General features: G+C 43.4%; 41 protein-coding genes and 2 pseudogenes. 6 read left to right on the top strand and 37 right to left on the bottom strand.

The annotated features are described in order from the left end of the window. Window positions 1-65 precede the first annotated feature (65 nt). The 15 genes from RBB45_RS14000 to RBB45_RS13930 all read right to left on the bottom strand — a co-directional run bounded on the left by RBB45_RS14000 (window position 66) and on the right by RBB45_RS13930 (window position 8,576). Window positions 66-335, bottom strand: coding sequence for a hypothetical protein (locus RBB45_RS14000; protein ID WP_224948664.1), 270 nt, complete (start codon window positions 333-335; stop codon window positions 66-68). A 2-nt stretch (window positions 336-337) separates the two neighbouring features. Further along, window positions 338-727 (bottom strand): SHOCT-like domain-containing protein, encoded by a 390-nt coding sequence (locus RBB45_RS13995; protein ID WP_224948662.1) that lies wholly within the window; start codon window positions 725-727, stop codon window positions 338-340. Window positions 728-730: 3 nt separating this feature from the next. Next, a complete protein-coding gene (locus tag RBB45_RS13990; RefSeq protein ID WP_224948660.1) occupies window positions 731-1,099 on the bottom strand; it encodes a DUF2089 domain-containing protein in 369 nt (122 codons plus the stop codon). A gap of 393 nt (window positions 1,100-1,492) precedes the next feature. Further along, window positions 1,493-2,209, bottom strand: a complete 717-nt coding sequence (locus tag RBB45_RS13985; protein WP_224948656.1) for a hypothetical protein — start codon at window positions 2,207-2,209, stop codon at window positions 1,493-1,495. A gap of 276 nt (window positions 2,210-2,485) precedes the next feature. Beyond that, window positions 2,486-3,235, bottom strand: a complete 750-nt coding sequence (locus RBB45_RS13980) for an ABC transporter permease (RefSeq protein WP_224948655.1) — start codon at window positions 3,233-3,235, stop codon at window positions 2,486-2,488. Next, entirely contained in the window at window positions 3,225-3,998 is a 774-nt protein-coding gene (locus tag RBB45_RS13975) for an ABC transporter ATP-binding protein (protein ID WP_224948654.1), read from the bottom strand. Before RBB45_RS13975 ends, RBB45_RS13980 begins: the two co-directional genes overlap by 11 nt. A 157-nt stretch (window positions 3,999-4,155) precedes the next feature. Beyond that, window positions 4,156-4,497 (bottom strand): DUF1048 domain-containing protein, encoded by a 342-nt coding sequence (locus RBB45_RS13970; RefSeq protein ID WP_224948652.1) that lies wholly within the window; start codon window positions 4,495-4,497, stop codon window positions 4,156-4,158. Further along, window positions 4,494-4,838, bottom strand: coding sequence for a PadR family transcriptional regulator (locus tag RBB45_RS13965; protein WP_224948650.1), 345 nt, complete (start codon window positions 4,836-4,838; stop codon window positions 4,494-4,496). The genes RBB45_RS13970 and RBB45_RS13965 overlap by 4 nt, the downstream gene beginning before the upstream one ends. A gap of 205 nt (window positions 4,839-5,043) precedes the next feature. Further along, window positions 5,044-5,712: a Type 1 glutamine amidotransferase-like domain-containing protein gene (locus RBB45_RS13960; RefSeq protein WP_306009759.1), complete on the bottom strand. Its 669-nt coding sequence runs from the start codon at window positions 5,710-5,712 to the stop codon at window positions 5,044-5,046. Window positions 5,713-5,754: 42 nt separating this feature from the next. After that, window positions 5,755-6,183: a VOC family protein gene (locus tag RBB45_RS13955; protein WP_129613127.1), complete on the bottom strand. Its 429-nt coding sequence runs from the start codon at window positions 6,181-6,183 to the stop codon at window positions 5,755-5,757. 92 nt (window positions 6,184-6,275) lie between these two features. Continuing rightward, a complete protein-coding gene (locus RBB45_RS13950; RefSeq protein ID WP_248138070.1) occupies window positions 6,276-6,674 on the bottom strand; it encodes a hypothetical protein in 399 nt (132 codons plus the stop codon). Window positions 6,675-6,960: 286 nt separating this feature from the next. Continuing rightward, a complete protein-coding gene (locus RBB45_RS13945) occupies window positions 6,961-7,236 on the bottom strand; it encodes a hypothetical protein (protein ID WP_148949982.1) in 276 nt (91 codons plus the stop codon). A gap of 159 nt (window positions 7,237-7,395) precedes the next feature. Further along, complete coding sequence (locus RBB45_RS13940; protein WP_180827273.1) at window positions 7,396-7,569, bottom strand: hypothetical protein; 174 nt, start codon at window positions 7,567-7,569, stop codon at window positions 7,396-7,398. Window positions 7,570-7,665: 96 nt separating this feature from the next. Further along, window positions 7,666-8,130, bottom strand: a complete 465-nt coding sequence (locus tag RBB45_RS13935) for an NUDIX domain-containing protein (protein WP_224948633.1) — start codon at window positions 8,128-8,130, stop codon at window positions 7,666-7,668. A 23-nt stretch (window positions 8,131-8,153) separates the two neighbouring features. Further along, a complete protein-coding gene (locus tag RBB45_RS13930) occupies window positions 8,154-8,576 on the bottom strand; it encodes an NUDIX hydrolase (RefSeq protein ID WP_022544584.1) in 423 nt (140 codons plus the stop codon). A gap of 192 nt (window positions 8,577-8,768) precedes the next feature. On the opposite strand from RBB45_RS13930, the gene RBB45_RS13925 reads away from it, so the two are divergent. After that, window positions 8,769-9,005 carry a hypothetical protein gene (locus RBB45_RS13925; RefSeq protein ID WP_022544585.1) on the top strand — a complete coding sequence of 79 codons (237 nt, stop codon included), beginning with the start codon at window positions 8,769-8,771 and terminating at the stop codon, window positions 9,003-9,005. Window positions 9,006-9,360: 355 nt separating this feature from the next. Here RBB45_RS13925 and RBB45_RS13920 read toward each other — a convergent pair whose 3' ends face one another. The 4 genes from RBB45_RS13920 to RBB45_RS13905 all read right to left on the bottom strand — a co-directional run bounded on the left by RBB45_RS13920 (window position 9,361) and on the right by RBB45_RS13905 (window position 11,470). Continuing rightward, complete coding sequence (locus tag RBB45_RS13920) at window positions 9,361-9,822, bottom strand: CarD family transcriptional regulator (RefSeq protein WP_022544586.1); 462 nt, start codon at window positions 9,820-9,822, stop codon at window positions 9,361-9,363. 209 nt (window positions 9,823-10,031) lie between these two features. Then, on the bottom strand, window positions 10,032-10,478 hold the full coding sequence (locus RBB45_RS13915; protein ID WP_009794573.1) for a GNAT family N-acetyltransferase: 447 nt from the start codon (window positions 10,476-10,478) through the stop codon (window positions 10,032-10,034). A 64-nt stretch (window positions 10,479-10,542) separates the two neighbouring features. Continuing rightward, window positions 10,543-10,776 (bottom strand): hypothetical protein, encoded by a 234-nt coding sequence (locus RBB45_RS13910; protein WP_224948632.1) that lies wholly within the window; start codon window positions 10,774-10,776, stop codon window positions 10,543-10,545. A gap of 157 nt (window positions 10,777-10,933) precedes the next feature. After that, window positions 10,934-11,470, bottom strand: coding sequence for an HPP family protein (locus tag RBB45_RS13905; protein ID WP_306009758.1), 537 nt, complete (start codon window positions 11,468-11,470; stop codon window positions 10,934-10,936). A gap of 263 nt (window positions 11,471-11,733) precedes the next feature. Here RBB45_RS13905 and RBB45_RS13900 point away from each other — a divergent pair, with 263 nt between their 5' ends. Beyond that, a complete protein-coding gene (locus RBB45_RS13900) occupies window positions 11,734-12,096 on the top strand; it encodes a cyclic-phosphate processing receiver domain-containing protein (RefSeq protein WP_129613119.1) in 363 nt (120 codons plus the stop codon). A gap of 76 nt (window positions 12,097-12,172) precedes the next feature. Here the strand turns inward: RBB45_RS13900 and RBB45_RS13895 are convergent, their stop codons facing one another. The 6 genes from RBB45_RS13895 to RBB45_RS13870 form a co-directional block, all read right to left on the bottom strand. Continuing rightward, window positions 12,173-12,346 (bottom strand): hypothetical protein, encoded by a 174-nt coding sequence (locus RBB45_RS13895; RefSeq protein WP_009794578.1) that lies wholly within the window; start codon window positions 12,344-12,346, stop codon window positions 12,173-12,175. A gap of 57 nt (window positions 12,347-12,403) precedes the next feature. Next, window positions 12,404-12,967: a DUF3267 domain-containing protein gene (locus tag RBB45_RS13890; protein WP_253618908.1), complete on the bottom strand. Its 564-nt coding sequence runs from the start codon at window positions 12,965-12,967 to the stop codon at window positions 12,404-12,406. A gap of 47 nt (window positions 12,968-13,014) precedes the next feature. Beyond that, entirely contained in the window at window positions 13,015-13,476 is a 462-nt protein-coding gene (locus RBB45_RS13885) for an NUDIX hydrolase (RefSeq protein WP_101548641.1), read from the bottom strand. A 132-nt stretch (window positions 13,477-13,608) separates the two neighbouring features. Next, window positions 13,609-14,037, bottom strand: a complete 429-nt coding sequence (locus tag RBB45_RS13880; protein WP_101548639.1) for an NUDIX hydrolase — start codon at window positions 14,035-14,037, stop codon at window positions 13,609-13,611. A gap of 45 nt (window positions 14,038-14,082) precedes the next feature. Beyond that, on the bottom strand, window positions 14,083-14,436 hold the full coding sequence (locus RBB45_RS13875; protein WP_253618910.1) for a YciI family protein: 354 nt from the start codon (window positions 14,434-14,436) through the stop codon (window positions 14,083-14,085). Window positions 14,437-14,497: 61 nt separating this feature from the next. Continuing rightward, on the bottom strand, window positions 14,498-14,977 hold the full coding sequence (locus RBB45_RS13870) for a DinB family protein (protein ID WP_101548634.1): 480 nt from the start codon (window positions 14,975-14,977) through the stop codon (window positions 14,498-14,500). Between the two features lie 189 nt (window positions 14,978-15,166). Here RBB45_RS13870 and RBB45_RS13865 point away from each other — a divergent pair, with 189 nt between their 5' ends. Both RBB45_RS13865 and RBB45_RS13860 read left to right on the top strand, forming a co-directional pair. Beyond that, entirely contained in the window at window positions 15,167-15,325 is a 159-nt protein-coding gene (locus RBB45_RS13865) for a hypothetical protein (RefSeq protein ID WP_165352622.1), read from the top strand. 63 nt (window positions 15,326-15,388) lie between these two features. Next, a complete protein-coding gene (locus tag RBB45_RS13860) occupies window positions 15,389-15,790 on the top strand; it encodes a hypothetical protein (protein WP_129613117.1) in 402 nt (133 codons plus the stop codon). Between the two features lie 142 nt (window positions 15,791-15,932). Here RBB45_RS13860 and RBB45_RS13855 read toward each other — a convergent pair whose 3' ends face one another. From RBB45_RS13855 to RBB45_RS13810, 10 genes and pseudogenes are all read right to left on the bottom strand, one after another. Beyond that, window positions 15,933-16,541 carry a flavin reductase family protein gene (locus RBB45_RS13855; protein WP_306009757.1) on the bottom strand — a complete coding sequence of 203 codons (609 nt, stop codon included), beginning with the start codon at window positions 16,539-16,541 and terminating at the stop codon, window positions 15,933-15,935. Window positions 16,542-16,561: 20 nt separating this feature from the next. Next, complete coding sequence (locus tag RBB45_RS13850) at window positions 16,562-17,425, bottom strand: ring-cleaving dioxygenase (protein WP_306009756.1); 864 nt, start codon at window positions 17,423-17,425, stop codon at window positions 16,562-16,564. Window positions 17,426-17,643: 218 nt separating this feature from the next. Beyond that, the gene (locus RBB45_RS13845; protein ID WP_009794591.1) at window positions 17,644-18,237 is read right to left on the bottom strand and encodes an NADPH-dependent FMN reductase; all 594 of its coding nucleotides are present in this window, start codon (window positions 18,235-18,237) and stop codon (window positions 17,644-17,646) included. Window positions 18,238-18,362: 125 nt separating this feature from the next. Continuing rightward, window positions 18,363-18,788, bottom strand: coding sequence for a MarR family winged helix-turn-helix transcriptional regulator (locus RBB45_RS13840; protein WP_009794592.1), 426 nt, complete (start codon window positions 18,786-18,788; stop codon window positions 18,363-18,365). 45 nt (window positions 18,789-18,833) lie between these two features. Further along, on the bottom strand, window positions 18,834-19,361 hold the full coding sequence (locus RBB45_RS13835; RefSeq protein ID WP_253618916.1) for a YceI family protein: 528 nt from the start codon (window positions 19,359-19,361) through the stop codon (window positions 18,834-18,836). A gap of 235 nt (window positions 19,362-19,596) precedes the next feature. Continuing rightward, a pseudogene (locus tag RBB45_RS13830) lies at window positions 19,597-20,066 on the bottom strand (DinB family protein). An 87-nt stretch (window positions 20,067-20,153) separates the two neighbouring features. Continuing rightward, window positions 20,154-20,408, bottom strand: coding sequence for a hypothetical protein (locus RBB45_RS13825; protein WP_094767857.1), 255 nt, complete (start codon window positions 20,406-20,408; stop codon window positions 20,154-20,156). 119 nt (window positions 20,409-20,527) lie between these two features. Continuing rightward, window positions 20,528-21,094, bottom strand: coding sequence for a hypothetical protein (locus RBB45_RS13820; RefSeq protein WP_148949990.1), 567 nt, complete (start codon window positions 21,092-21,094; stop codon window positions 20,528-20,530). Between the two features lie 607 nt (window positions 21,095-21,701). Continuing rightward, on the bottom strand, window positions 21,702-22,700 hold the full coding sequence (locus tag RBB45_RS13815) for an ABC transporter permease (protein WP_224948623.1): 999 nt from the start codon (window positions 22,698-22,700) through the stop codon (window positions 21,702-21,704). Further along, the gene (locus RBB45_RS13810; protein WP_022544598.1) at window positions 22,693-23,619 is read right to left on the bottom strand and encodes an ABC transporter ATP-binding protein; all 927 of its coding nucleotides are present in this window, start codon (window positions 23,617-23,619) and stop codon (window positions 22,693-22,695) included. The genes RBB45_RS13815 and RBB45_RS13810 overlap by 8 nt, the downstream gene beginning before the upstream one ends. 107 nt (window positions 23,620-23,726) lie before the next feature. Here RBB45_RS13810 and RBB45_RS13805 point away from each other — a divergent pair, with 107 nt between their 5' ends. Beyond that, a complete protein-coding gene (locus tag RBB45_RS13805) occupies window positions 23,727-24,497 on the top strand; it encodes an SGNH/GDSL hydrolase family protein (protein WP_009794601.1) in 771 nt (256 codons plus the stop codon). A 29-nt stretch (window positions 24,498-24,526) separates the two neighbouring features. Here the strand turns inward: RBB45_RS13805 and RBB45_RS13800 are convergent. Beyond that, window positions 24,527-24,842, bottom strand: a pseudogene (locus RBB45_RS13800) (hypothetical protein); the annotation flags it as partial. A gap of 69 nt (window positions 24,843-24,911) precedes the next feature. Further along, window positions 24,912-25,745: a YitT family protein gene (locus tag RBB45_RS13795; protein WP_009794602.1), complete on the bottom strand. Its 834-nt coding sequence runs from the start codon at window positions 25,743-25,745 to the stop codon at window positions 24,912-24,914. A 188-nt stretch (window positions 25,746-25,933) separates the two neighbouring features. On the opposite strand from RBB45_RS13795, the gene arr reads away from it, so the two are divergent. Then, window positions 25,934-26,350 carry an NAD(+)--rifampin ADP-ribosyltransferase gene (gene arr, locus RBB45_RS13790; protein WP_224948622.1) on the top strand — a complete coding sequence of 139 codons (417 nt, stop codon included), beginning with the start codon at window positions 25,934-25,936 and terminating at the stop codon, window positions 26,348-26,350. Window positions 26,351-26,358 lie beyond the last annotated feature (8 nt).

Here is a 26,358-nt window from a genome sequence, read left to right as displayed (position 1 = left end):
AAATTTAAGAAAAATGAAAAAAGCCGCCTCGACGGCAGCCGCAAAAACAACATGATAGATGTCTCTTAAAGCTTCACCACTACCTCAGTACCGTCCTTCAATTTCGTGTCCACAAGGGTAACCCCTCTGTAATCAGAAATGGCCTCCAGCAGCAGCTTTAAATCCTTCCTGTCAATTTCAGGAAAAACAAACTTACTTCCGTCTTTCTCGATGGCTTTATTGATAAAGCGGTTAATCCTTTTGGATGTGATAACCAGACCGGCTGCGTTCAATATGGCATAGGGCACGGGTATGGAAAACCTTTTATCCTTTGCTTTCACCTTGACCTTTAACATAATTATTCGATCACCACCAGCACTTTGTCGCCATTGGCCGAGATGATGTCAACGATTTGTCCGTCCAATTCATTTTCAATCGCTGCAATAAGCAGGTCGACATCTATATCCTTCACATATTTGGCTGCCTCAGGAATTCTTTCAGCAATATTGGTCCCTACTCTCAGGACAGCCTTGACCAGGTTGATCGGCAAATTTACATTTACATTATCGCCTTCACTGGAGTTCACACGGATCTTCAGCACTTTATTACCATAAGGCACTTCTTTTTTCACCGCCACCAGCTCTGGCTGATCTTTGCCTTGCAGGACATTGATCAGCTCACCTGCTTTTTCCTTATCAAGCTTTCCTTCCTCCACCAGCGTTAAGACCCTTGAAATTTCATCTTTCATGGCCTATTCTCCCTCCTTCAATAACTGAATGGCTTTCTCTGCTGAAATCTCGCCTTTTTCGAGCATTGATACAATCTTTTTCTTATCCACTTCAGGTTTCTTTTGAGTGGAGTACCCAAGAGCAGTGATGATTTCATCCAATTTGCCTCTGACAGTCGGATAGGAGATGCCAAGCTCCTTCTCGACCTCTTTGATATTTCCGCGGCTTTTTAGGAAAATCTCAATGAAGTACAGCTGCTCCTGACCGAGAGCCGCCAGTTTGGAAAGCTCAAATTCATTTTCTACGGTGGTTTGGCAATGGCTGCATTGCAGCTTGGTGATCGTCAGCGCATTTGTGCAAACAGGACAATTAGTGAGTAAAGGATACGCCATACCATGCTCCTTTCTTTTAGTTAATCAAATCATACACCAGGATTTTCATTTTTTAAATAGTTAATTTATAATTTTTATTAAAAATATGTATTTTATTAAATAATTCAATTTTAACTTTATAAAAATTAATTTTCTTAATGATAACCAAGGAAATTACACAAAAAAAAGCGACCCTCATTGATGAGGCATCGCATCAGTTAACGGATATAAAATTCTGTCTTAATTCTTTTCATTCAGGAAACTAATATAATTTAACATAAGATCGTAGCACAGCTCGACTTGCCGGCGGCGAAGGGCAGACGGCTGATTGTCCATTGACCAGTATCATGAAAAATTGGTGGAGCTGTTTATGCTCGTTACTATGTCTATATGTAAAGCTTCTTCCTTCTTATTTTACGAATTATTCACCCATTCCTTATATTCATCCTTGTCTATTTCAGAAACCTTCTCCACTTTTCCGCCAATTAACCTGCCCTTTGATTCGATTTCAGTCTGATAAAGTCCATACATATTTTCATTCTCAAGTGAATCAGCAGTATAATAGATGGATTTCCCTGTAACATCCCATTTGACACCGTATATATCATTAAAAATGAGTGAACCTGCAGGAGCCTGAAGTTCCTCATCCATATCAAAGTGATAAATATTTATTCGGGCTGAATCATTATATCCACCGATAAAGGCGATTATATTCTGGTCAGGCGCCCAGGCAATTCCACAGGATGAATGGTAGCCATTGTAGTCATACTTATAACCGATCGTTTCGGACAAATTGACCTTTTCACCCGTTTCTAAGTCAACGACAAAAATTTTAACAGCGTTACCCACGACAGCATCATAAGCTAAATACCGATTATCATATGAAAAATGAAAACTTTGAATACTGCTGTGATGTTCAGGTAAAGAAACCTCGAACTTTTTCTTTTTGCTGTCTATAATTAATTGATCATCCGCTACGGACAGCTGATAGTCACCTTTTTGAACACGATTATTATCTTGAAGCAAAGCAACATCTGGATTTGAATAATATTGTATTTCCTTTTGAGAGCATCCGTATAATAGAATGGTCATGATTGCCATCAATATAGATAGCCTGGCTGTATTCTTCACCGGTCCCCCTCCTTTTCTTTTCCCTTATACGGAACAATAGAACACTATTGTTTCATGGTACCATCTATTTTTACTTTGTTGGGCGGTTATAAAGAAAAAGCCGCCGGATCGGCAGCTGAATATAGTGTCAGACTGGCTGGAAGCCAAGAAGCCGCTGTGTAAATAGTTTGCAGATGAGCTCCAGTCAACCGTTGAGGACAATTGGCAGAGTTGGCAGATTATTGGGCCAAATAATCAAATTCCGCTCAGACACCACGAAAGAGCCTCCTCCTTTTCTTACCGCAATTGCCGTCTAAAGACTTTACCGGCAATCAAATAAGCAATGATCATAACGCCAAGGCACCAGGCAAGTGCAGTCCAGATCCCGCTCCCGGCAGCGCCATCATATAAGAGGGCACGGACCGAGTTGACAATCGAAGTCACTGGCTGGTTCTCAGCAAAAATGCGAATTGCTTTGGGCATGGTTTCGGTAGGGACAAAAGCAGAACTGATAAAGGGCAGAAAAATTAAAGGATATGAATAAGCTGTGGCCCCTTCCATAGATCCCGCCGTCAATCCCGGAATGACCGCCAGCCATGTCAGGGCCAAGGTAAACAGCAGGAGTATACCGGCTACGGTGAACCAATCAAGGATATCAGCATGCGGGCGGAAGCCCATTAAGAATGCAGTAAGGATGACAACTGCAACAGCGAGTGCATTAGAGACCAGCGAAGTCAGCACATGTGCCCACAATACAGATGATCGCTTGATGGGCATAGTGACAAAACGGGCCATCAGCCCGCTCTTCACATCATTAAAGAGACGTAAGGATGTATAAGCGACGCCCGATGCGATCGTAATCAGCAAAATACCTGGCAGTAAATAATTCACGTAGTTTTCCGTTCCCGTTTCTATAGCTCCACCAAAAACATAAACAAACAGCAGCATCATCATGATCGGCGTAATGGCCACCGTGACAATTGTGTCAGGGCTGCGCATAATATTCCGCATTAAACGTCCCAGCAGGACCCCTGTGTTACTTTTCATTTCCATCTCCTCCTTTTTTGCTGATGATCGCGAGGAATATTTCTTCCAATGCCGGCTGCTTTTCAATGTACTCCACTTTTGCAGGCGGAAACATCGCCTTAAGTTCAGCAAGGGTTCCAATGGTGATGATTTTTCCATCATGCAGAATGGCGATGCGGTCGGCCAGCTGTTCGGCCTCCTCCAGATACTGGGTCGTCAGCAAAATAGTTGTGCCGCTTCCGGCAAGCTTCTTGACGGTATTCCACACTTCTATCCGTGCTTCGGGATCAAGTCCTGTGGTCGGTTCATCGAGAAAAATTACTTCAGGCCTCCCAATCAGGCTCATAGCGAGGTCAAGCCGGCGCTTCATCCCGCCGGAATATTTATCTGCACGGATGCTTGCCGCATCAGTCAGGCTGAATCTGGAAAGCAGATGGCCGGCGACGTTTGCTGGATCGGATACTCCCCTTAGCCCAGCAATCATCATTAAGTTTTCCCGCCCGGTTAGCATGCCGTCTATAGCTGCAAACTGCCCGGTAAGGCTGATTCTCTGGCGGACATGCCCCGGCTGGCGCTGAACATCAAAACCACAAATATCCGCTTTACCATCATCTGCCTTCACTAACGTCGAGAGAATGTTTACAGTCGTTGTTTTGCCCGCCCCATTGGAACCCAACAATGCAAAAATTTCGCCGCGACTCACCTCAAAATCCACCCCCTTTAAAACTTTCTTGTCTTTAAAGGATTTTGTTAACCCTTTAACAGAAATCGCTGAATGGTTCATATAAATTCCTCCCTTTTAAATTGGCAAAAGCCACTACTTAGTTATACTGGTAATCAGTATTACTTATTACCTGTCTAAAAATAATACTGAATAGCAGGCATCCATTCACACCTGACTATTCAGTAGGTATTCTTTTTCAATCGTTATATTTCCGCCTTTATCCTCGCCCAATGGTATCATTCAGCTTCTTGCGGTATTTATCATTCCAGGTTTTCTCATCCTTCACCAGCTCATCACAGAAAGCAGCCACGTCCTCACCAGTCAGGTCAGTGACTTTCTTGCCTTCGGCTGCCCCTTCCTCAAAAAGGTCGAGAATGCCGTTGAAGATGCGTTTGGTGTCTTTCCAATCAGTGGGACCGCCTCCTGCAGTCCACATATATTTCTGGATCGCTTTATACGCGGCAGTGTACTCGCTTGGAAGTCCCTTCGCACGCGCCTCCATCGCTTTCCATTCCCGCTTGTCTTCCAGGCTGCCGATGATTTTTTCAAATATACTCATTTTGCATTCTCCTTTTTGATTGGTTTATTTTTGAGTTCATCAATTTTTTCCGAGACAAAGGCCCATTTTTCCCAAAACACCTTGAGTTTCTCCTGGCCGGCTTCATTGAGGGTGTAAAACTTTCGCGGCGGTCCCACAGTTGAGGGCTTTTTCTCTATATCCACGAGATTGTTTTTCTCCAGCCGCATGGTAATGGTGTAAACAGTCCCTTCAACCACCTCAGTAAAGCCGAGCTGCCGGAGCTGCTGCGTGATTTCATAGCCGTAAGTTTCACCGCGGCTGATGATTTCAAGCACACAGCCCTCAAGCACCCCTTTAAGCATTTCTGTGATATTTTCCAATTCCTTTTACCCCCGTCTATATCTCACTTAAATATTCAGTACTCTGTATAACCGGTATTCAGTAATACTTATTACTAACTATATAGTATTACCGATTAGCGTTGTCTGTCAAGTACATTCAAGCTGTTGGCTGCCCATTTTTGCAAAAAGAAAAAAAGCCGCCTGGCTGGCAGCTGTTATTTAAATTTTTGGCGCAGGAGCGACATCACTTAGAAAACAGTTTCCACTGCCCTTCAGAAACAACTTCCACTGCTCCGTCAACCACTTTGATGGCCGTTTGATCATCCATTGCATAAGCTGGCCCCTTCATCCCGGCGGCCCATTTCTCTGCGGCAGCCATGGTGTTTCCCGGAAGCATCTCGTGGTCCAGATGCGGAAACATTGCAAATTCGACCAGTCCAAGCGCGGCATCACCACCGTCGGGCGGAGTCCAGCTTACAAAGTATTCCCCGATGTTAGGTGCCATCACCATGCTTCCGGCACTCATTCCCACATAGACTGCCTGCAGGGACGGCAAAAGGTCTGCCAGTCCTGACTGCTGCATCCAGTGGCTAAGGTAGAGGGCGTCCCCTCCTGACACCAGCAGGACGTCCGTCTCCCTGACAAGCGGCACCCAGCGGTCTTCATCGATGCTTGGGAGAGCTGTGAGCTCCAGCACACCGATCGACTTCCAGCCCAGATCGACCATGGAATTACCGGGACTTCCGCTGATGAACTCCCAGGCTTTGACACCGGGGCCGACCCAGGGGTGCCCATACATGGCGGTTGGGATGCATAAGGCCGTTGAGTCAGCGACCGGTTTGCCCAGCATATCGACAAGTGCATCGTTTATGCTCTTATTATTAACGCCGCCAGAAGTAAGCAGAAACTTCATAACATCGCTCCTTGCGGTTTAATTTCAGGAACCCCCCCACCATTAGTAGTCCTTAGCCGCAGCAGAAATCTGCCACATCACACCAAATTTATCACTAACCTGCCCATATAAAGGGCTCCAAAAAGTCTCCTGGAGCGGCATGTCCACTTTCCCGCCATCCTGAAGCTTAGCGAATATCCCCTTCGTCTGCTCTAATTCATCTGCGATAAGAGCAATCGTCACCTGGGAACCAATTTGGTAAGGCTGGCCAGGAAATGTGTCAGAAAGCATTAAATCCATATTCCCTACCTTCAGGTGAGCGTTCAGTACCCGGTCCTTTACTTCAGGCGGGGAAGGGAATTCCGGGTTGTCAGGCATATCACCAAACGTCTGGACGGAAACCACTTCTGCATTTAAAGCATCTTTGTAAAAACTCACTGCCTCTTGACCATTCCCGTTCATTACTAAGTACGGATACATCGACTTAATCATCCTCACACCTCTTCACCTAAATTTAATTGGCAGAATCACCATTCTTATATTTCAATAGGCTGCTGAAAATACCTTCCTAAAAATTGTTCATTTTAAGAAAGGTATTTCTCCCAAAGCAAATGCTCTATATCTTCCACTCCGCTCACTTCTTTCCTGAACCATTCCATATTTCCAGCAAACTTCGACGAACAAGAAAATTCAATTCTTGCTGCACGATTTCCCTGGATACATCTGATTGTCCCTCTGTAACCGGGCGGCTCCTTCAGACTTTCCTTGTATGTCCCGACACAGGTTACCATTTCATATTGATAGTCGATAGCAAGTGAATCAAAATACTTCTTAGATACAACCTCTTTTATTTGCCTGTATGTAAACTCATCCAATCCCCATCGGATTACACTGTCACCATCAGGAAGCTCTACCTTCAATTTAAGGTATCTTCCAATGTGGTCCTTTGACACCTCAAGAATCTGAAAGTTATCTAAGTTCATAAGCAGGGCCGTACCTCCTTCTGCATAATGATTGTTTAAATGGGAAAAAGACACTCTCTATATACTTTCTACGTATTTATTGTCAGCCCAGCCATTGCTGATTGTATGCCACGATTCCAAGTATCGCCCCAACACCTGCCACCCAATGCTAAACCGATCCCTGCCCACATAACTTCTGTTTTCTTTTTATTAGGACCCAAAATAAAAGCCCCCCAACTTCCTATCTTTATTTACTTTAGGTAAAAATCAGAATACATTTTCACCAGAACTATAGCGGAGGTGTATCTTACGCATCAAGCCATAACTGAATATATTCCTGGATGATCCGATTCTTATCCCAATTCTTTTGGAAAAAAGGAAAGATTTCATTTTGATAGACAGCCAAGCCAAATAATGGCGCAATTCTTTGAACGTTCAGGTACTCTTTGCGCAGGTCTTCCTCTAAACCCCACTCTGCCCAGCAGCTTAAGTACGCTTCCAGCAATTCATCCGCGAACTCTTCAGAAAAAAGTTCGGCTGCCTCATTTAAAAACACAGTGACGCTTAAGAAAGGATGTGACAAAGAGCTGTCTGACCAGTCATAGATAATGGGCAGCCCTTCCTCGAGCCAAGGGGACAGGTCCCTTGGCCCAGATCCACTAAAAGAAGGATTTTCCCAGCTTTCAGTACCATTTACAAACCTGGGACAGGCCCCTAATTTAGAGTGCTTTTTGAAAAAGAGCTACTTCTCTTGAACCGTTTTATCAGTACTATCGTGTATTTTTTTCAGCGTATTATTGATGTTATTCAGGCTCAACAATATAAAACCAAGCATGATAAAAGTTACAATCTCCCGCGTGAAAAAAGACACAACTCCTAAAATTACGAAATATAAACTATACCACCAGTTGCTCATTAGAAAGCCTCCTCATTTTTGAGCCGAGGGGACAGGTCCCTTGGCTCAGCCCACAGACCTGCACCATATCTCCTGTTGTAATGATTCCTCAGCTTATTAAAGACGCTGCTCCTCAATCAAATCAATATTCCTCTTATGTATGGCATAATCCTGAATTTGCTTTCCTATGTCTGCATAGAGCTGAATATCTCCAAGCCGCGATAATGCTATCCACTTAACGCCCGTCTGATTAGGGTCTGGCTGTTCTGGAAGCCTTGCAGCCGAGCCGCTCAGTTTAGTACATTCAAACATCATCACCAGGGTATGGACCGGCCCATATTTTTCGCCATTCAAATGCGGTGCATATTCATAGACAAAGGCCAATGGGCCGACCTCCACTTCTATGCACGCTTCTTCTTTAGCTTCTCTTTTAACAGCATCTGTTATAGTCTCGCCAGGCTCCACACCTCCTGCAGGAAAATCATACAAGATACCCCTGTTTGGATCGCTATATTCTGTCAGCAGAATTTTGCCCTGCTCGATAATGACTGCACCTGCTTTAACTCTTATATGATAGGACACACTCTCTGTCTCCTTCCCTTAAACTACCGCACTTCCCCTTGAAAGACATAGGGAGCTGACTGACCCAGCAAATACCTGATCCCATTTTTATGATATGGCATCATTTCATCAGCAGTTTCTAAACTTACCCATCTTACTTCTGCTATCGTTTCAGTATCTTGTATACTGATCTCGCCGCTTATGACTCTTGCTTTGAATGTAATGAAAACGGCATGATGATCATGATTTTTCATCATCGCTTCATTTACAGAAATTATGTCATCAACCTCAATCGTCAGGCCTGTTTCTTCTTTTGCTTCCCGAATAGCTGCCTGTGATAAGGTTTCCCCTGCTTCAACCGAACCGCCCGGCAGAGACCAATTATCATATTTAAAATTCCTAACAACCAATACCTTCTCCTGTTTTTCATCAAAGATAAGTGAATAGACTACATCTACTCTTTTCATGAACACACTCCTTTTTTCTGCCTTACATACCTTCTCTAACACGCAGAACAATTCCTTCTTTTACCAGCTGGCTCCTCTTTCTGGATAAAAGCACAAAGTATGTTATACTTATTATCAATTATTTAAATATGTTGGGAACTACGAGACTTTACTTAGTCACCTCCCCCCATAGTGGAAGGAGGCTGAGACTATATGTCTTTAGATCACATGAGAACAATGTTAACTACCATACAGGAATACCCTAACTGTGAAATTTCATTAACTTTCAATGATGACAACCAGCAGCCGGTATTGTATGTATGCTATAAAGAAAACCTATTTGAAGTCACACATGCCCATACACAGGCTGTTGACACATTTTATACGATAGAATCAACACTCAAAGCGATTGACAAAGAATTGAATTCTGAATTGCAAAAAAACCTCTGATTCAGAGGTTTTTTTGTTTGCCTGCGGGTCGGATAGCCAGTTTTCCTTGTACCCGCCCTTTATAAATGGAACAGTAAAACTGTCCCATTATCTCTTTTTTATATACCCAAAACAATGAAAGCCCTGCCTCTCTTTCATCCTTACGGCTCCGTGTCCGTGCCAGTGTGAATCAGGATTTGCCAAAAACTTTAGGGACAATTTTATCGAGTTGTATGGAGATACTTTGTCGTAGAAATATGAATGATTGAAATGGATGACGGCAGAAATAACAAAAGAGGTTAATTTTCTAATGGTGAGTTGGAGAAGTTGAGTGTCTTGGCAGCCTTACTTTGATTAAGGATATTTTAAGGCTGCTTTAACAGAAACTTTTTATTTGGTTTTCAGTGATTCCTTTCATTAATCCCAGTTCACTGATCAAAATTTCATGTGCGTTATTCAACATTTGTCTTTCGCTTGTGTTAAGTGCTTTTTCTTTCTTCATACGCATTAAATCGCGTACAACTTCCGTACATTCCTGAATTTTCCCTGTTTTTATTTTATCCGTATTCACTTTAAATCGCTGCTTCCAGGGCAGTAATCTATCTGTTTCCCCATTCTGGAAAATATTCATAAGTTGCTTTAATGCAATGATGTCAGTAACAGGACGTATACCTGAATTCACTATCTTACCTGCAGGAATCATAACTTCCATATTGCCGACCAACATTTTAATGACATAATATTGTTGTTTTTCCCCTAAAACTTCCTTTTCTTCTATCGCTTTAATGATCCCTACCCCATGCATCGGATAAACAACATTATCGTCAATTTGAAACAAATAATCCCCTCCATATCGCAACTTCCTTAATCTTAACACACATGTATATTTTAATCAAATTTTTAATAATACCACAAATTATTTTTCACTGTCAATAACTTACCCTTCTAAAATTAAAAAAAGCCAAGGGGACAGGTCCCTTGGCCCATTCCTTTAAAACAGGGACAGCAGACCTGCCCTTATGCCTATAAGCAGGGAGCAGCTTTTACTCAAACTGTATACTTAAATAAAAGCTCTCCATTCTGAGGATCTATTTCGTTCATATCCTCAAAACCGATACTTTTGTATAAACGATAAGCTGTCCTGTTTTCTTCTTTGATACTTAAGTAGATAACATTTACATCATATTGTCTTGAAGCGATATCAATCAGTTTTAACATCGCCAATTTCCCCAGGCCTTTGCCCTGATATCTTTCATCGATCATGATTCTGTCAATCCATGTATCTTTGTTGGGTCCAAAAGAGCCGTACATGGCAAAACCAATCACTTCTTCATCACTATATATAACCACTGGCTGCCATTCACTGTATGTACCTGCTTCTTCCAAACACTCATCAACAGTTTCAATGAATTTTTCCTGTCCGGGCTTTAGTTTGATCTTCCTGACTTCACATTCATTGGAAGCATCCATTTTTCTGATATGCACAATACTCATGAGTTAAGCTGAACCTCCACTCTTGGTAAAAAAAGCTCCCCTGGCTGCTGCTTAAATTCCGTTATTACAATAACATTTTGAGTGAAAGAAAAATGGTTAAAAGTGATATGGCTGTAATAGCATAAGCAAACGTGGATTTTTTGTTGTCTTTGAAGGCCTGGATGCCCAGAATGATCAGATTTAACGACAGTAAGATATAGCCGATGTATATCAGCTCTCTGTATCTATCATTGCTCAATGCGAATAAGACTAATAACACCCCTGGAAAAACGAGCATGGCCCTTAATTTTTTTTCCATCGTATTTCCCCCTCTTAAGATGCCCTTACTATAATATACCAATATTGACCAGACACCTGTACCTTCCGAAACAAGAAAAGCCGCCTGGATGGCAGCTGCTTCTGCTTTCAAGTATTCAGACCGGATCAAATGACTGTATGCAAAGAAATGTGATTCGTCACATATTCCTCTCGCTATATTTAACCCCAATGCCATCTAACCATTCTCTAAGCTTCATTCTGGGCATATACTCTTTTAATGTATAGATAAACGTGTCATTTTCACTTTCAAACTCCAGCTGTTCGGGCTCGCCCTTATCAAGGACGATGACAACCTGATTAATATCATTCCAGAGAGTTACTTCTTCTTTAAATCCCTCCAGCGGTGCAGTGTGAATCCCTGTTGAATCAATATAGGTGTATGTATGAAGGGCACCAAATATAAGCGTAAATGCAATCAATATGGCAAGCACACCAATAGCCTTTATCCACAATTTCTCAAGCAAGAAAAGCAGAACACCTGCTGTTATAAGCAGACCGCCCACTATATTTACCATATAAGCTTTACTCGGCGTATCCTGAAAATAAACAGTATCCGGGAATATATTTATTTTTTGATAAAACATCAAGACTAAAAAGCCCAGAGGAAGCCAACCTAATGCAAAGATTAACCCTAAAGTAAATATCTTCGGCCTGTTTGAAAATTTAATATCCAACTATATCCCCCCCTAAAAATGAAAATCGCAGACAGAAAAGCTCCCGTCCTAACATGGCGATTAGTATGTATGGGCTCTTATATATGAATATACGAATGAGGCAAGGCCAAAGTAACAGTATTTAGTAAAAACAGTCGAGTTTACGTTAGTAGTTTAACTGGCTGCCATAGTAAAGAATGTTAACCTATACATGAAAGGTGTGTTATGGTTTTAATGAAGGACAAGAAACTTTTCTTAGTCACTCTTTATTAAGGGGGCGAAATTTGAAAAAAATCAATGTATTCTTAGATGACTATAGGAAACCGCCGGATGGATTCGTATATGTGAATACAATTGTGGAATGTTTAGAACTTCTCCGCACCTATGAAATTGGCCATTTATCACTGGACCATGACCTGGAAAGCAAAAGAGAAAACGGTATGCTTCTGGTCAAAATTATGGTCAGGGAAAAACTCTCTGCAGACCATATAACCGTTCATTCAGCAAATGCGGTTGGCGGAAAAGCTATGTATAAATGCCTTAAGCTGGCACAAAGCAGCCATATTTACTCCTATGACACGACCCTCTCTTTAAGACCCCTGCCCTTGGATTCCTATACTCCCATGATGCTGAAACATTACCAGTAATATAGATTGGCCAAGGGATATGATTCTCTTGGCTTATTATTTTTTCCAGATATTTATGGCATAAAATTCCCAGACATTACATCATTTCAAGCAATAACGTAATGAGGAGAGACTGTCCAAAACAGATGACTATGTCATTTTGCCAATACGTTTTAGCAAACAAGCTCCAGTTGCCGCCAACTAAACTAAACAGCCTTGCAAACATGAAGGTGAAGATCCATATGCTCATGAATGTAATGAGTAAACCCATTCTATCCCTCCTATAGGTCGCGGATTGCAGTTGGTTTTGAAGATTGCACCAGCTGTCTTAATCTCTTACATCTACAATCTGCTCCCTCATCTGAACGATCCGGTAATACCCCCTGCAGAACACTGCGCCTTTCGGCTTGATTGCTATTAAGAAAGAATTAATGATATCTGCAGCTGAAATGATGAAATTAATCCAGCTTACAAATAAGAGAAGCGTTTGCATTTCTCTTGCTACGAAAAGAGCCACTATGGCTGGCACCACTGACAACCCTATAAACGGCAGGCTCATAAAGACCAGGAATCTTCTTTTTGATAGTATGGTATTGGTATTCAGCCAAAAAAATGTTCCGCTGAATGTCAGGCTTATATCACCTTCTTTATATACGGTGATAATGTGCAGAAGTTCATGAACAATAAAGACAGCAATTCCAATTAGAATGAGCATATAAAGGGGTAATTCAGTAAACAGCCCTCCCATGAGGCCAGGCACCAAAAACATAACAATCTGAAGTAAATAAGCAAATTTCATAAAATGTTCCCGGAACCAGCTGTTCTGTATGAAAGGGGTCCATTCAGAGGAATTCATATGTAATTGGGGCAAGTGGCGGAACCAATGAATCATAGGGGTGCTCCTTTAATTTTTCAGGTTGTCTTCGCAAAAAAAGAGGGTCAATATAGCCTTCCTGCCAAGTTATAAGGATCCATTTCCCAAGTCTCATAAGGAACGATATTCTTCGCTTTCATCGCATCCAGTGTCCGTGATTTCATGTGAGGCCGGGTTATGTATTGGCCAATATTGTGTTCATTTAAAAGCACAAACCTGGCTTCGCTTATCTCTTCAGGCGGGATTTTGATTTCCCCTTTGATGTGCCATGCTTTAAAAACAACAGATAATATCTGCTTGGTCGAATTATAATAAACACCTGTGATGCCAACGGGCTTGATATGCAGTCCGGTTTCCTCAAGAACTTCCCTTACGACTGCCTGATCAAGCGGCTCCCCAAGCTCCACCTGGCCCCCGGGCATTTCCCAGGTATCCTTTCTCCATTGGACCTTAACCAGCAGCACTTCATTCTTTTCGTTTTCAATAAGCGCCGAAACCGCAATAATGTGTTTAGGTATTGTGTGCATATCAGGTGCTCCTATAGTTGATTTATATATAGATTCTAGAGAGAATATGAGAATTCCTTTTTTATCCAAATATTGCTGCGGTAAAAAGCTGAAGCTGCTCAGCTTACTTAACGGAACTAACCTGATTGTATATCACTGTTCATAGCGTTTTATAAACGCCAATGTCTTTTCGAACAGCTTCGGCTGGATTTCCGGATAAGTAAGGTTTACGGGTAAATCCTCAAACAGTTTGATCTCATCAATTTCTGAAGCAGGCAGCTGGCCCAATTCCCTTATTACTCCAAGGTATAGCCTTCCGTATTTTTTAACAGCCGTATCGCCTAATGAATAGTCACATATTGGGATCAACTCGCCATCTATACAGCCCGTTTCTTCACATAACTCTCTTTGGGCCGTTCCCTCCATGTTTTCTCCAAATTCTCTATGTCCTCCTGCAATTTCCCATGTGGTTCTATCCTTATGCCTGACATACACCCATTTTCCTTTGTAGATGGCGCTTATTACTGCAAACTTTAACTGCCTCTGGTCCACTATATCCAGTTGGTAAAAGTCAAGTTTCATATAATCGCCTCAGCAGCTTCCGTCCCCTTGACCTGCACTCGCACCTCACTCAAACACCTGCCTAAATTCAATTTGCCCTTCCCCATTTCCCTGCGGGTCCGGCATCCGCTTAGCCCAACCGATGGCTTCTTCCTTTGACTTCACATCAATCAAAATGAATCCGGCGATCAATTCATTCGTTTCAGCAAATGGACCTTCTGTAATCACCGGATCTTCTCCCGGTTTCGGAAAAGAAATGCGCATCCCATCTGAACTGGGATGAAGGCCTTTCGCCATAACCCTTACACCTGCCTTAACTAGGTCCTCATTGTACTTCGTCATGGCTTCCATTAGTTCAGGGCTGGGAAGATTACGTCCTTCCGAATTCTTTGAGGCTTTGACGATGAGCATAAAGAGCATGAAAACCTCCTCCTTTTTCTCAAATTAGATTTGTCTTTTTTACATTCGACTCCGATAAAAACTAACTATGCCTCCAACTGCCCTGCAGCTTCCGTACATAGACAATCTGCCCAATATGATACGCATTGTGCGTGCATAGATTTCCAATAATAGCCCACCATTCTGCCGATTCAGGAAACCCTTCCACTTCACTTTCCAGCTTTTCCTCGGAAAGCAGATCCTGCCACTGAAATAGCACCTCTAACAGCCGCTCCTTTAAATCACTGAATGTTTTATTTTCCGGTATCCCAAAGCTTTCATCATTGCTCCCAATTGGCGCAACTGCATTGACGTGACCCTTTTGATACCTCTTTTGCCAGGTTTCATTCCAATAAATAAGATGCTGGACCAATTCGGCGATGCTGTTGCTCTCCTCATTCGGCTTCCAAAAAGCATCTTTTTCTGATAAGTCTTCAACAGCTTCTGAAAAAGGAACATACCAGCTCGGATCATTCGCATTTGCTGACAACTGGTCGGCCAGCAGATCAATAGCATGAGGCATACTTGCCACACTCCTTTGATAAGATAATGACTAATTCGCCGCAATTTCCTGACTTCCTGCCTTATTGATAAATTGCGAGCATAACAGAAACCTTGATCAGAACATCATTCATTATTTTCCAGTAAAATACATAAATAGAAGTATATGCAGGCAACAAATGTTAATATATAGATAAAGGAGGTGGGCGTAATGCCTTTATGGATCATATTGCTGGCAATCGGAGCCTTTTTCTTAGGTTTGGGGAAATTAATTGATTTTCACTACAGCAGGGAAGGGCGCAGTATAAACACCTCAGCATTAAAGGAAAGTACGAAGGATAATTTAGGCGGGAGCGTTTATTTTCAATAAATAATTTTCAGGCGGCCACACCCTGGAAGGCAATTGAAAAAGAATAAAAAGGGGCTGAGACATATGGGAACGATGCACACTGAATATCAAGGCATAAAAATAACAGCCCCTGCAGATTGTGGAAATGCACCTAAAAAGAAGTTTCTATATGATTTCATAATGGCTGCTGCTACTAACGATTTTCATTTTATTTCTGAACACGCAAGTGACGATATTTGCTGGAATATAGTAAATGATAACTCAATACAAGGTCTTGAAGAGCTCGCTAACACTTTGAAGGCTGCTCCAAAAATAACTGAGGTGGAAATATTAAATATCATTACACATGGTAAAACAGCATCCGTTAATGGAACTGTGAAATTTGAAGACCATCATACAGACTCTTTTTGTAACGTTTACACTTTTGTTAGTGCTGGAAAAAACACAATAAAAGAGATTATTTCCTATATAATCAAAATGGATTAATCCAAATTGCCCTAATGGCTGCTTTAGGCCAGCATCCTATTCACCTTGCATGTCTGCTTCTCGACTAATATGCTTTATTCAATTGTTTGCACGCATAAAAAGAACCCTAATATTATTAGGGTTCCAGTAATTTTATATATTATCATTCAGGCCGCTCTATCGTAAAAACTTCGCCAATCCTGGCATAATCATTCCCAGCCAGTCTGCTGACGGCAGCAAGCCCCTTCTGGTCGATTCGTCCCTTGTCATATAGATCTTCTTCTATATGGAATTGTACAACCTTCCCGATGATAAAGTCGGTACCAGATGAGTCTGTACCACCTAACTCCAGGGCATGTTCCAGCACGCACTCCATCCGGATTTTTGCTTCCTTTACGCCAGGTACTGCTATTTTTTCGCTTGCCTCTGCTGTAAAACCTGCTGCCTCTATTTCGCTCTGGTCAGGAGGAAGGCTGGCCGCTGTCTGATTGACCTTTTCGACATTGAGCTCATCAACGATGTGAACCACAAATTCCTTTGACTCGAGAATGTTTCTGGCTGTATCCTTCTGCCTTCCCTGCGCACGCTGGATGGATAGGGATATCATGGGCGGGTTGGCCGAGACAATGTTGAAATAGCTGAATGGTGCACCGTTCACCACACCACCCTTTGAGAGGGTAGTCACAAAAGCAATGGGCCTAGGGATGATGCTGCCGATGAGAAATTTGTAATTTTCTCTTTCCGGCAGGCTGACAGGATCGATGGAAAGCATTTGAATCATTCCTTTGCAAGTTAATCTAATTCTCTTACACTAATCGGGATTAGACTATGTTCTAACTGCTCTCTGAACTGCTCATACTTCTCGGGAAGCATCAGCTTCTCTCCCATTGTAGCCTGTGATTCATCATGTGCAAAGCCTGGAGGATCTGTCGCTATCTCAAATAAAATTTCCCCATGCTCCCTGAAGTAAATCGCGTTGAAATAATTTCGGTCTTTTACTGGGGTGACAGCATATCCATTCTCAGCAATATAATTTCTCCAGCTCAGCTGATCTTCGTCATCACTTGCCCGCCAGGCGATATGGTGCACCGTTCCGACACCCATCTGGCCGCGGCCGGCCGGAGTCAATTTCAGGTCGATGATATTGCCGAGGTCAGCAGTTTTTGCAGGCTCCGCCGATAACAGCGTCGCGCCCCCAAAGCCCTTGATCGCCACTTCAGGAGTAATGCCGCCGAATTCCCATGCGTTCGCTTCCCCTTCTTCTCTTTCCACAATTTCAAGCTGCAGCCCATGAGGGTCATCAAATGCCAAGTATTGCTCACCAAAGCGCTCGATTTTTGTAAAAGGAACTTCAAACTTCTGGAGCCTTTCTGCCCAGAACCTCATGGCACCCTTTGGAACCATATATGATGTCACACCAACCTGGCCATCCCCAATAACCCCTTGGCGGGCACCGGCCCATGGGAAGAAGGTGATGATAGTCCCAGGTTTCCCGCCTTCATCTCCAAAATAAAGATGATATGTGCCCGGATCGTCAAAATTCACTGTCTGTTTGACCAGGCGCAAGCCCAGCACCCCTGCGTAAAAATCTAGATTCTCCTGCGGATGCCCTACAATCGCCGTAATATGATGAATACCCATTGTCTCTTTTTTCATATATATTCTCCTTTCAGTTTGAGCCAGGGGGACAGGTCCCTCGGCCCACTTGGGCCATGGAACCTGTCCCCTTGGCTCCCCTTTTCGCCGTATAACTTCTGAGCACATCGATCAATTGGCTTGATCAGGATCTGCTCAACCTTTATACCCCTTTTTTATATTTAGGATATATACAGGTGCATGAAGCTGCACCTGTATATAATAGACTCTGCCGCCGCTTAGCGGATTGTGGAAAGAGCTGTTGACCAAGGGATCAGTTGATCCAGCATTTGATTGACTGAATCCTCTTGTACTTCTTTTGGTTTGAACTGATTGCCATTTTCAAAGTCTGTGAATAAAGACAGTGCCGGATGTACGCGGACGTCAGCTACTGACAATTCACCCAGAATGCCGCGCAAGTGTTCTGCAGCTCGCGCCCCGCCTACTGAACCGTAAGAAACGATTCCGGCTGCTTTATTGTTCCACTCAACACGCAGGTAATCCAGTGCATTTTTCAGTGCGCCTGTGATAGAGTGGTTGTATTCCTGCACAATGAAAATGAATCCGTCCTGGGCGGCAACGATTTCTGACCATGCAGCAGCCCCAGAAGCATCTGCGCCCGCTTCGCCAAGCAATGGAAGCTTGTAGTCAGCGATATCAATGATGGTATAGTTCGCGTCACCGCGCTTGTCGGCTACTTCTTTCACCCACGCACCTACTTGCGGGCTTACCCGTCCTTCACGTGTAGAACCTAGAATGATACCAATGTTTAATTTTGTCATTGTCTCTTCCTCCTCTTTTTTTGTTCCAAATAGTTTATTTAAAAAACCCATAGAATAGCTCCCCTTCCAACATATCTCCAGAGTCTGGGGGACAGGTACCTCGGCTCATTTGGGCCAATATGTCTGTCCCCTTGGCTCAACATATCTCGAATTCGAGATATGTTTTCAAAAAAAAATTAAATGCGTTCTGCCCTGCAGCCGATTTTTTTCATTAAATCAATCGTTTGATTGACTTCATCCGCACTTAACTCATCGAACACTTCACCCATTTTGCTTTCATGCCGGGGAAAGACATGATCCATCAAAGCCTTCCCCTCAGCTGTCAGCACCGCATATATGACCCGGCGGTCTTCTGGGCACCCCTGGCGCCTCACATAATTTTTCTGCTCTAATTTATCCACCACATAGGTAATGCTGCTGCTCGAGATCAAAACTTTCCTGCCAATCATCTGAATAGGCTGATCACCCTTATGGTATAAGAGCTCAAGAACAGAGAATTCCGTAGGATTCAAGTCGTAGTTGGCTGCATCTTTGCGAATCGCTTCTTGAATGGCTTGGGAAGCACGTAGTATGACCGTTACAGCTTTCAACTTATCATTCATACGTTTTTCTCCTTTAACCGGCAGCTCTTCCGTTTCAACTCTTAATTATGCTGCTGGATTTACTTCTAGTTCCACTTTGATTTTAATATCCTTGCCTACAAGTACGCCTCCAGTTTCAAGTGCTGCGTTCCAAGTCAGGCCGAATTCTTCACGGTTGATTTTTGCTTCAGCTTCAAAGCCGTATACTTCAACACCCCAAGGGTTTGTTCCTTTGCCGCCGTATTCTACATCAAAAGTGACCGGCTTTGTCACGCCCTTGATAGTTAAATCGCCTGTTACTTTAAAATCATCGCCGTCTTTTACGATGTTTGTTGATTTGAAATCAATCGTCGGGTAGTTTTCAACATCAAAGAAATCAGCTGACTTCAGGTGGTTCTCACGGTCCTCGCTGCGTGTATTAATGCTTGCAACATCGAATGTGAATGCGATTGAAGCTGTTGTCAGATCTGTCAAATCTGCTGCTTCCACATCTGCTGTATAAGAATCAAAAGAACCCTTCACCTTTGAAACCATCATGTGCTTCACTTCAAAACCTACTGCTGAATGCGATTGATCTACTGTCCACTTTGCCATTTAAAATCTCCTCCAAAATATAATTATTATTTATCTCGAATTCGAGACATGTTGTCAAAAAAATAAGCTGCGATGTTTATTCCGAAATAAATTATCTTTAATTCGAGATAAATTTATCATATATTGGGAATGGAAGTCAACAACTATTTAAAAGATTTTTTTTTGAGCCATGGGGACAGGTACCTTGGCCCATTTTTAAGGAGAGAGCCAAGGGACCTGTCCCCTTGGCCCACTGTTAGCGCTGAGAAGGCCAGGTTCCTTGCATCTTCCTTAATTGAATAATCTGCCCGGTATGGTAAGCATCGTGCAGCATGATGTCTAAGAGTTTTTCTTCAAGGTCATTTTGTTCAAGCCTTTCAGGCGTAATCCGGATGATTGCTTTCCTTACGCTGTGATGGGCCAGTTCTGCCCGTTCTATGACTGCTTTCCATCCTTTTCATCATTTACTTGGCCGGTGAGAGAAAAAGTTTCATCACCATCAAGATTTCGAGTCCACTCCCGTCCCGCTAGATTCGCCGCAAGTCTCTCTTTGTAATAGATAAGATGGTTTACATTCTCCCATATGGATTTTACCGCAGCCCCTTCCGGCTTCCAGCTGGCCTGTTCAGCGGATAGCCCTTCTATGGCAGGCTTCAATGGCGCATACCAGTTCTCCTTGTTGAAGGTAGTATCAAGCATCCTTAACAGAAATTCAGTTCGGTTCATTCCTGTCCTCCTTTTAATGGCTGATTCAGTATAGAATTTCACCAAAACGTTAATAAGTCCTGCTTAAATAGCAGACAAGGCGAAAGGTCACTTCCCTTGCTCCTCTTCATTTTCTTTTTTCTTTTCTGACATCAAGTAAGCAAATGTCACCCCTACCGCAATAAGGGAAACAATCACAGAATAGCGGAATATAGTAAAGAAGTATTCTGCGTATGGCGTTTCGATAGTTGAAGTGTATCCCTCCAAATTGGTTCTTTCATCTACCCTTTTCATAAAAGCCACCAATATAAAAAATGGAATAATAAATGAATAGATTCCTGTTTTCACTAAGATTTTTTCCATGGAAATCCCCTCTCTTTTGTTCTTTATTTCTCCCTAAGCTGACCATCCGGCACCCCGGCCGGCATAAAATTGTGATCACCTTTTGGCCCAGCAGCAGCCATGAACCTTAAGGCTGCTTCTTAATCCGGCTGCCTGCTTTCAATTTCAACATTCTGTTCAGCAAGCAGCGAATAAAAGGCGCTTCTCTTCACAATAAATTCACTTTGCAGGTCAAATTTGTATGTCCCGGCATCTTTTATATGAAACTCTAATCTGTAGGGAACTCCGTGTTTGCTTATTTGTGTGACTTTTTGAATGCTGTCCCATTCAAAGTTCTGTTCGCGGGCAAAAGGCGCCTTTACCTTTAACCCCTCCTCGGTCAGATAAGAATGGGTTTGAAAGGACTGCCAAAGGAAGAAGACTGCAATCGCAGATAAGAGGATATTGGATAGAATCAGCAGAGGCTTAAACTTTGAATCGGCTATACTTAAAAGTAAAGCCAGAATAACAAAGAGGATGGAATATCCGATGATAAACAGGAGATATGCTGTCTTAGGTGTACTGAAAAACAGATGATAATCAGGCTGAAAATAAAACTTCTGAATTGCATTAACGCCTAAAACACTGATTGGCAAACAACTGACGGCTAATATCAGGCCAAGAGCAAAATACTTCGGCTTTAAATCTTTTGTTTGTATAACTTCCAAAAAAACCACCCGCCTTTTTCTTTTGACTAATTTATACGGACACAAGCTCTAAAGGTTTCCAATTTTTGGGTCATTTATTTTTCGGTATAAAAAAAAGCCGCCTTGCTGGCAGCAAATGGACAACCCGTAATTTCACCTTTTTTCGCTATCATAATTGCAATCGTCACCCATAGTTCTTCCTTGATTACCAAACAGGCCATTAGCAACAGCTACCCCGATTTCTACAGCATTATCTCTGCTAACCAGCTTATACACTCGCCCGTAAACCTGTTGGGACCTAATGGCCAATCGAATGCAGGATCTGTCTAATATTCATAAGCTCCAACGCAATCATTACACTGGATTAGGCGATAACTGCCAAACAAATTACTTTTATGAGATTGTAAAGTTTATCACTCAATAAATTTCTCTCCCTTCTTTAGACTAGATGCCACATGGATAGGGTTTCTCGGTTCTCAGCAAAATGGGCCACGGGACCTGTCCCCTTGGTTCAGAATGCCAGTTAATCTTTCTGAGCTTAGGAGCCAAGGGGAACCAAGGGGAGCCAAGGGGACAGACCCCCCGGCCCAGTCTCAAAAAGAGCCAAGGGGTCTGTCCCCTTGGCTCATTAATACATATCCTTCTGAGTAAAGTTCCAAAATGCCACAGCCAGGCAGGCAGCCGTCCATACGGCAATGATGATCAATGAAAATGGCAGTGTCATTCCTTCTATCGGCGGTGCCTGGCCTTCCAGATAGTTGATCAGATCAAAGTTCAGGTTCACCAGATACTTGGAGCTTGTCCAGCTCGACCCGATGGAACTCAACAGGGTGCCGGCGATTAACACCGCCATCATCGCGCCTATTCCAGTCGCTGTGTTTTTCACGAGCACAGAGATCATGAGGCTGATGGTTCCAACCACAGCAGTTACCACCCAGGCAAGCCCGACTGTCATGAGCAAGTACTCCCACATCGGCAGGGTATGGATGAATTCTGTTGAAAATTCGCCAGTGGCCGAAACCTGGAATCCGGTTAATATTGGGGCTGTCCATCCGTCATAGCCAAGTATGAGTCCTGACACGGCATAACAGACAATCACCGTTGCCGCCATAAGCAGTGATGTATACAGCAAAACGGTCAGCCATTTGGCCATCAGGATTTTCCACCGTCTGACAGGCCGGGACAGCAAGGTTTTGATGGTGCCGTCATTGTACTCCCCGCTCACGATATCAGCCATGATGATAATAATGAATAATGGCAGGACAAGTGTAAGTCCCTGTGAGAAGAAGATTCGTATAAACGTAGGGGCCCCGGGATAGTTCGGGTTGATATCATTGTCGAGATAATATTGCTTTTGCTTGAGGTCAAATTCCAGGAACTCCCTGAACTCGTCCTGGATTCCGCTTGATGCCAGCCGGTTTTGCCGGTCGACAATCTCCTGCTGCAGGTCCACCCTCCAGTCCAGAGTGCCCTGCTTTTCAATTTTCTCCTGTATCTCCCGGTATTGTGCGTATGTAAACATGGAGACCAGAATGATCAAAATAAGTATGACAACCGGCAAGCGTTTTTTGGAGGCGATTTTCATTACTTCATTGCGGACCAGGCCCGCCATATTCGGATTAGACAATATGATCGCCTCCTGTCAAACTAATAAATAGGTCTTCCAATGTCTGCACTTTTCTTTCGATTGTCCATACCTCAATACCAGCTTTCAATAAGGCTTCATTCAGAATGAAAGTTTTACTTTCGTCCATAAGCGTGTGGATTGTATGGTCATCGTACAGCTCTGCAGCCTGGACATGGGGAGACTCATTCAAAATGGCGAGCGCCCGGAAAGAATCACTGACTCTCCAGTCCACACCTGATGACAGGGAATTGACCAGATCGCTTACGCTGCCGGTCTTTACAATCTTCCCGTGGCTCATTATCGCCACACGATCGGCCAGCAGTTCAATCTCACTTAAAATATGACTCGATACAAGAACGGAAAGACCTGTTTCATCGACCAGCTTCCTGATGAATGTGCGAAGATCTTTTATTCCCATAGGGTCCAAGCCATTTGTAGGCTCATCCAGTATAAGCACATCAGGACGGCCTAACAGGGCTTGTGCAATTCCCAGGCGCTGCCGCATACCCAGCGAATAGGTCCGCACCTGATCATCAACCCTTGCTGTCAGATCAACCAGGTCAATGACTTCCTGTATCCGTTCTTCATCGACTCCAGGCAGCATCCGCGCAAAGATCTGCAGGTTTTCGCGGCCGCTTAAATACTTATACAGCTCAGGATTTTCGACGATGGAACCGAGGCGCTGCATCGCCTTCACAAATTGCTTTCCGACATCAAAGCCGCAGATCTCAACCTTCCCGGACGTTGGCTTGATGAGTCCGACAAGCATCCGGATGGTAGTCGTTTTTCCGGCGCCATTTGGACCCAGGAACCCAAATACTTCCCCCGGATAAATCTCAAATGATATTTGATCAATAATCGTCTTCTTTCCTATGATTTTCGTTACATTTTCCAATCTAACAGTTGGTTTTACGCTCATAGCATCACCCTAAGTTCTATTTTAGCGAAAAAATCAGGCAGTGACTCTTTTGAATACTCAATAAAGGAAAAGATTGATACAATCAAGATAGAAGGAGAGGTCAAACGATGAAAAAATGGAAATGGCCGCTGTTTATCACACTATCCCTTGGCTTGACAGTTCTGTTTGGCTACGGCCTTGTCAGCGCCTATATGGATATTACCAATCCTCCCCAGGCGCAGATATTGGCGAAATCAGAAGAAGCGCCTGCTACCCCGGGCGACACTTATATTGCACTCGGAGATTCATTAACAAGAGGTGTTGGCTCATCAAAAGGTGAAGGCTTTGTCTCGCTGACCGGGAATCAGCTCAAAGAGAATAACCTCGTTGAACGCTATCAGAACCTTGGCATAAGAGGCGCCAGAATCGAGGACCTGCTGGAGCAGCTGGAACAAAAGGAAGTCCAGAGAACGCTTAAAGAGGCCAAAATCATTACTATTACAATCGGGGGAAACAACCTGTTTAACAGCGGGGAAATCTTCAGCAATTATTCAGAAGAGACCGCGCTCGGCATCCTGGAAACCGAAATCCCCAACCTGGAAAAAGTCTTTAAAAACATTCGCGAAATCAATCCCGATGCCGTCACCCTCTATACGGGGCTGTATAATCCATTCAAGCAATCACCAGACGGAGAATCATTCGATTCTATCATACAAAAATGGAATGAATCAGCCCGCACACTGGGCTTGAAATACGGCATTCAAGTCGTCGATACCTTCAATCTCGTCATTGATGCCAAACGCGACCTGTCCAGCGATGTCTTCCATCCGAATGACACTACTTATCAGCAGATAGCAGATAGTACGTATCTTATCATTGAAAAAAGCATTGTTGAATGAGCCAGGGGGACAGGTCCCATGGCCCAGCTTCACAAAGGGCCAAGGGACCTGTCCCCTTGGTTTTTTATTAACTCTATAGATTGTAAATCTCCGTAGCCTGCGGTTGGGAAAAGTTCAACCAGCCTTATTAGCAATTCTTTTGTTGATAGATCTTTATGTTTATAAAATACTTTACTACTGCATTGTCACGTTCAGCATTTCTGAGTATATGTTTATCGCTTGATACATAACCGGAATAAGTTCGCCAGATGGTTTAGTATGCCGGATTAGCACCTCATTGTATGCCGAATAATATGGACCTAAATTCAGTTCAATCTGATCGACCTTAAATTCATCCTCACGGAAACAACAGGGCCACAGGGACAGGTCCCGCGGCTCAAATGAAAAAAGAGCCAAGGGACCTGTCCCCTTGGCTCATGTTTTAGGAAATGTAAATCCTTCACCGAACACATCCCGCACATCATGCACCACGACGAAGGCTTTTTCATCGATCTGCTGGATCATCTTCTTGAGAAGGAAGAGCTCCTGCTTGTTTATGACCACGTAGAGTATGTCCTTGGATTCTTTGGAGTAGTGGCCCCGTGCATTAATGATGGTGGCTCCCCGGTCCATTTCGGCGCTGACTCTTTCAGCAATGCTCTCAGTATAGGGGGAGATGATGGTGACGGCTTTCCGGGTGTCAAAGCCGTCGATTAGATAATCAAGAATTTTGGTGCTGATGTAGATGGAGATCCCGGTGTACATGGTATTTTCAATCCCAATGACAAAGGCCGATCCGAGAACAACGAGAATGTCGAACACGAACATGGTCGTGCTCACGGCCCAGCCGAATCGCTGGTTGAGCATGCGGGCAACAATGGTCGACCCGCCCGTCGTACCGCCGGATCGGAGCACGATTCCAAGGCCGATGCCAATGAATACACCAGCGAATACCGTACCCAGCATGATATCCAGCGAGCGCCCCATATCTTCTGTGAAGTGCAGGAATACAGATGTAAAGAAGATGGCAAGCAAGGTGTACCACGTCACCCGCTTATTAAGCACTTTATAGCCGATGGCAAGCAGAATCCCGTTCATCACAAAGTTCGTGTAGCCCGGGGACCAGTCCAATACATAAAAGAGGGTCATGGAGATCCCCGTCACGCCGCCCTCGCCCAGCTCATTTGGGATTGCGAACAGATTCACCCCAAGTGCAAAGAACAGGGATCCGATAATAATCAAGATAATTTCTTTTGCTGTCGAATTCATACGATCACTCCGTTCCTTTAGAATACCAGAATACTATAGCATAAAGGAAAGGCCGCAGTGGAGCCAAGGGGACAGGTCCCTTGGCCCATCCTCAAAAAGAGCCAAGGGACCTGTCCCCCTGGCTCTTCTTATTTTGGTGTTCAAGTAATATACTGTTATCACAAATCTAAAATAAGAGGTGTATCCGTATGAGTGACAAAAAAGCTGTCTTAGATCACGGACCTTTTTTTCATGGCACGAAAGCAGCCTTAAAAATTGGAGATTTATTAGAACCGCAGCACATATCAAATTACCAGGATAAAAAATCAAATTATATATACTTTACTGCAACATTGGATGCTGCCAAATGGGGCGCTGAATTAGCAGCATCCTCTTCAAAAGAAAGAATTTATATTGTAGAACCATTAGGTGAGTTTGAAAATGATCCAAACTTAACTGACAAAAGATTTCCCGGCAATCCGACTCGCTCTTACAGGTCTAAATCCCCTTTGAAAATAACAGCAGAACTAAGCACATGGGAAAGACATTCCGACGAAGAAATAAATCATATGCTAGCCTCTTTAAAAAAGCTGCGTGAACAAGGAAAAGCTTTTATTTACGATTAAAACAAAGG

Source organism: Bacillus sp. MMSF_3328, from assembly GCF_030733525.1.
In the GTDB taxonomy this organism is placed as follows: Bacteria; Bacillota; Bacilli; order Bacillales; family Cytobacillaceae; genus Bacillus_AB; species Bacillus_AB infantis.
This window is presented reverse-complemented; position numbering and strand designations above follow the sequence as displayed.

Coding starts and splice junctions, on each gene's coding strand:
- RBB45_RS14000 (WP_224948664.1), bottom strand. CDS start 335: ATGTTAAAGGTCAAGGTGAAAGCAAAGGATAAAAGGTTTTCCATACCC.
- RBB45_RS13995 (WP_224948662.1), bottom strand. CDS start 727: ATGAAAGATGAAATTTCAAGGGTCTTAACGCTGGTGGAGGAAGGAAAG.
- RBB45_RS13990 (WP_224948660.1), bottom strand. CDS start 1,099: ATGGCGTATCCTTTACTCACTAATTGTCCTGTTTGCACAAATGCGCTG.
- RBB45_RS13980 (WP_224948655.1), bottom strand. CDS start 3,235: ATGAAAAGTAACACAGGGGTCCTGCTGGGACGTTTAATGCGGAATATT.
- RBB45_RS13975 (WP_224948654.1), bottom strand. CDS start 3,998: ATGAACCATTCAGCGATTTCTGTTAAAGGGTTAACAAAATCCTTTAAA.
- RBB45_RS13970 (WP_224948652.1), bottom strand. CDS start 4,497: ATGAGTATATTTGAAAAAATCATCGGCAGCCTGGAAGACAAGCGGGAA.
- RBB45_RS13960 (WP_306009759.1), bottom strand. CDS start 5,712: ATGAAGTTTCTGCTTACTTCTGGCGGCGTTAATAATAAGAGCATAAAC.
- RBB45_RS13955 (WP_129613127.1), bottom strand. CDS start 6,183: ATGATTAAGTCGATGTATCCGTACTTAGTAATGAACGGGAATGGTCAA.
- RBB45_RS13950 (WP_248138070.1), bottom strand. CDS start 6,674: ATGAACTTAGATAACTTTCAGATTCTTGAGGTGTCAAAGGACCACATT.
- RBB45_RS13940 (WP_180827273.1), bottom strand. CDS start 7,569: ATGAGCAACTGGTGGTATAGTTTATATTTCGTAATTTTAGGAGTTGTG.
- RBB45_RS13930 (WP_022544584.1), bottom strand. CDS start 8,576: ATGAAAAGAGTAGATGTAGTCTATTCACTTATCTTTGATGAAAAACAG.
- RBB45_RS13925 (WP_022544585.1), top strand. CDS start 8,769: ATGTCTTTAGATCACATGAGAACAATGTTAACTACCATACAGGAATAC.
- RBB45_RS13915 (WP_009794573.1), bottom strand. CDS start 10,478: ATGAGTATTGTGCATATCAGAAAAATGGATGCTTCCAATGAATGTGAA.
- RBB45_RS13910 (WP_224948632.1), bottom strand. CDS start 10,776: ATGGAAAAAAAATTAAGGGCCATGCTCGTTTTTCCAGGGGTGTTATTA.
- RBB45_RS13895 (WP_009794578.1), bottom strand. CDS start 12,346: ATGGGTTTACTCATTACATTCATGAGCATATGGATCTTCACCTTCATG.
- RBB45_RS13890 (WP_253618908.1), bottom strand. CDS start 12,967: ATGATTCATTGGTTCCGCCACTTGCCCCAATTACATATGAATTCCTCT.
- RBB45_RS13885 (WP_101548641.1), bottom strand. CDS start 13,476: ATGCACACAATACCTAAACACATTATTGCGGTTTCGGCGCTTATTGAA.
- RBB45_RS13880 (WP_101548639.1), bottom strand. CDS start 14,037: ATGAAACTTGACTTTTACCAACTGGATATAGTGGACCAGAGGCAGTTA.
- RBB45_RS13875 (WP_253618910.1), bottom strand. CDS start 14,436: ATGCTCTTTATGCTCATCGTCAAAGCCTCAAAGAATTCGGAAGGACGT.
- RBB45_RS13870 (WP_101548634.1), bottom strand. CDS start 14,977: ATGCCTCATGCTATTGATCTGCTGGCCGACCAGTTGTCAGCAAATGCG.
- RBB45_RS13865 (WP_165352622.1), top strand. CDS start 15,167: ATGCCTTTATGGATCATATTGCTGGCAATCGGAGCCTTTTTCTTAGGT.
- RBB45_RS13860 (WP_129613117.1), top strand. CDS start 15,389: ATGGGAACGATGCACACTGAATATCAAGGCATAAAAATAACAGCCCCT.
- RBB45_RS13855 (WP_306009757.1), bottom strand. CDS start 16,541: ATGCTTTCCATCGATCCTGTCAGCCTGCCGGAAAGAGAAAATTACAAA.
- RBB45_RS13850 (WP_306009756.1), bottom strand. CDS start 17,425: ATGAAAAAAGAGACAATGGGTATTCATCATATTACGGCGATTGTAGGG.
- RBB45_RS13845 (WP_009794591.1), bottom strand. CDS start 18,237: ATGGGTTTTTTAAATAAACTATTTGGAACAAAAAAAGAGGAGGAAGAG.
- RBB45_RS13840 (WP_009794592.1), bottom strand. CDS start 18,788: ATGAATGATAAGTTGAAAGCTGTAACGGTCATACTACGTGCTTCCCAA.
- RBB45_RS13835 (WP_253618916.1), bottom strand. CDS start 19,361: ATGGCAAAGTGGACAGTAGATCAATCGCATTCAGCAGTAGGTTTTGAA.
- RBB45_RS13825 (WP_094767857.1), bottom strand. CDS start 20,408: ATGGAAAAAATCTTAGTGAAAACAGGAATCTATTCATTTATTATTCCA.
- RBB45_RS13810 (WP_022544598.1), bottom strand. CDS start 23,619: ATGAGCGTAAAACCAACTGTTAGATTGGAAAATGTAACGAAAATCATA.
- RBB45_RS13805 (WP_009794601.1), top strand. CDS start 23,727: ATGAAAAAATGGAAATGGCCGCTGTTTATCACACTATCCCTTGGCTTG.
- RBB45_RS13795 (WP_009794602.1), bottom strand. CDS start 25,745: ATGAATTCGACAGCAAAAGAAATTATCTTGATTATTATCGGATCCCTG.
- arr (WP_224948622.1), top strand. CDS start 25,934: ATGAGTGACAAAAAAGCTGTCTTAGATCACGGACCTTTTTTTCATGGC.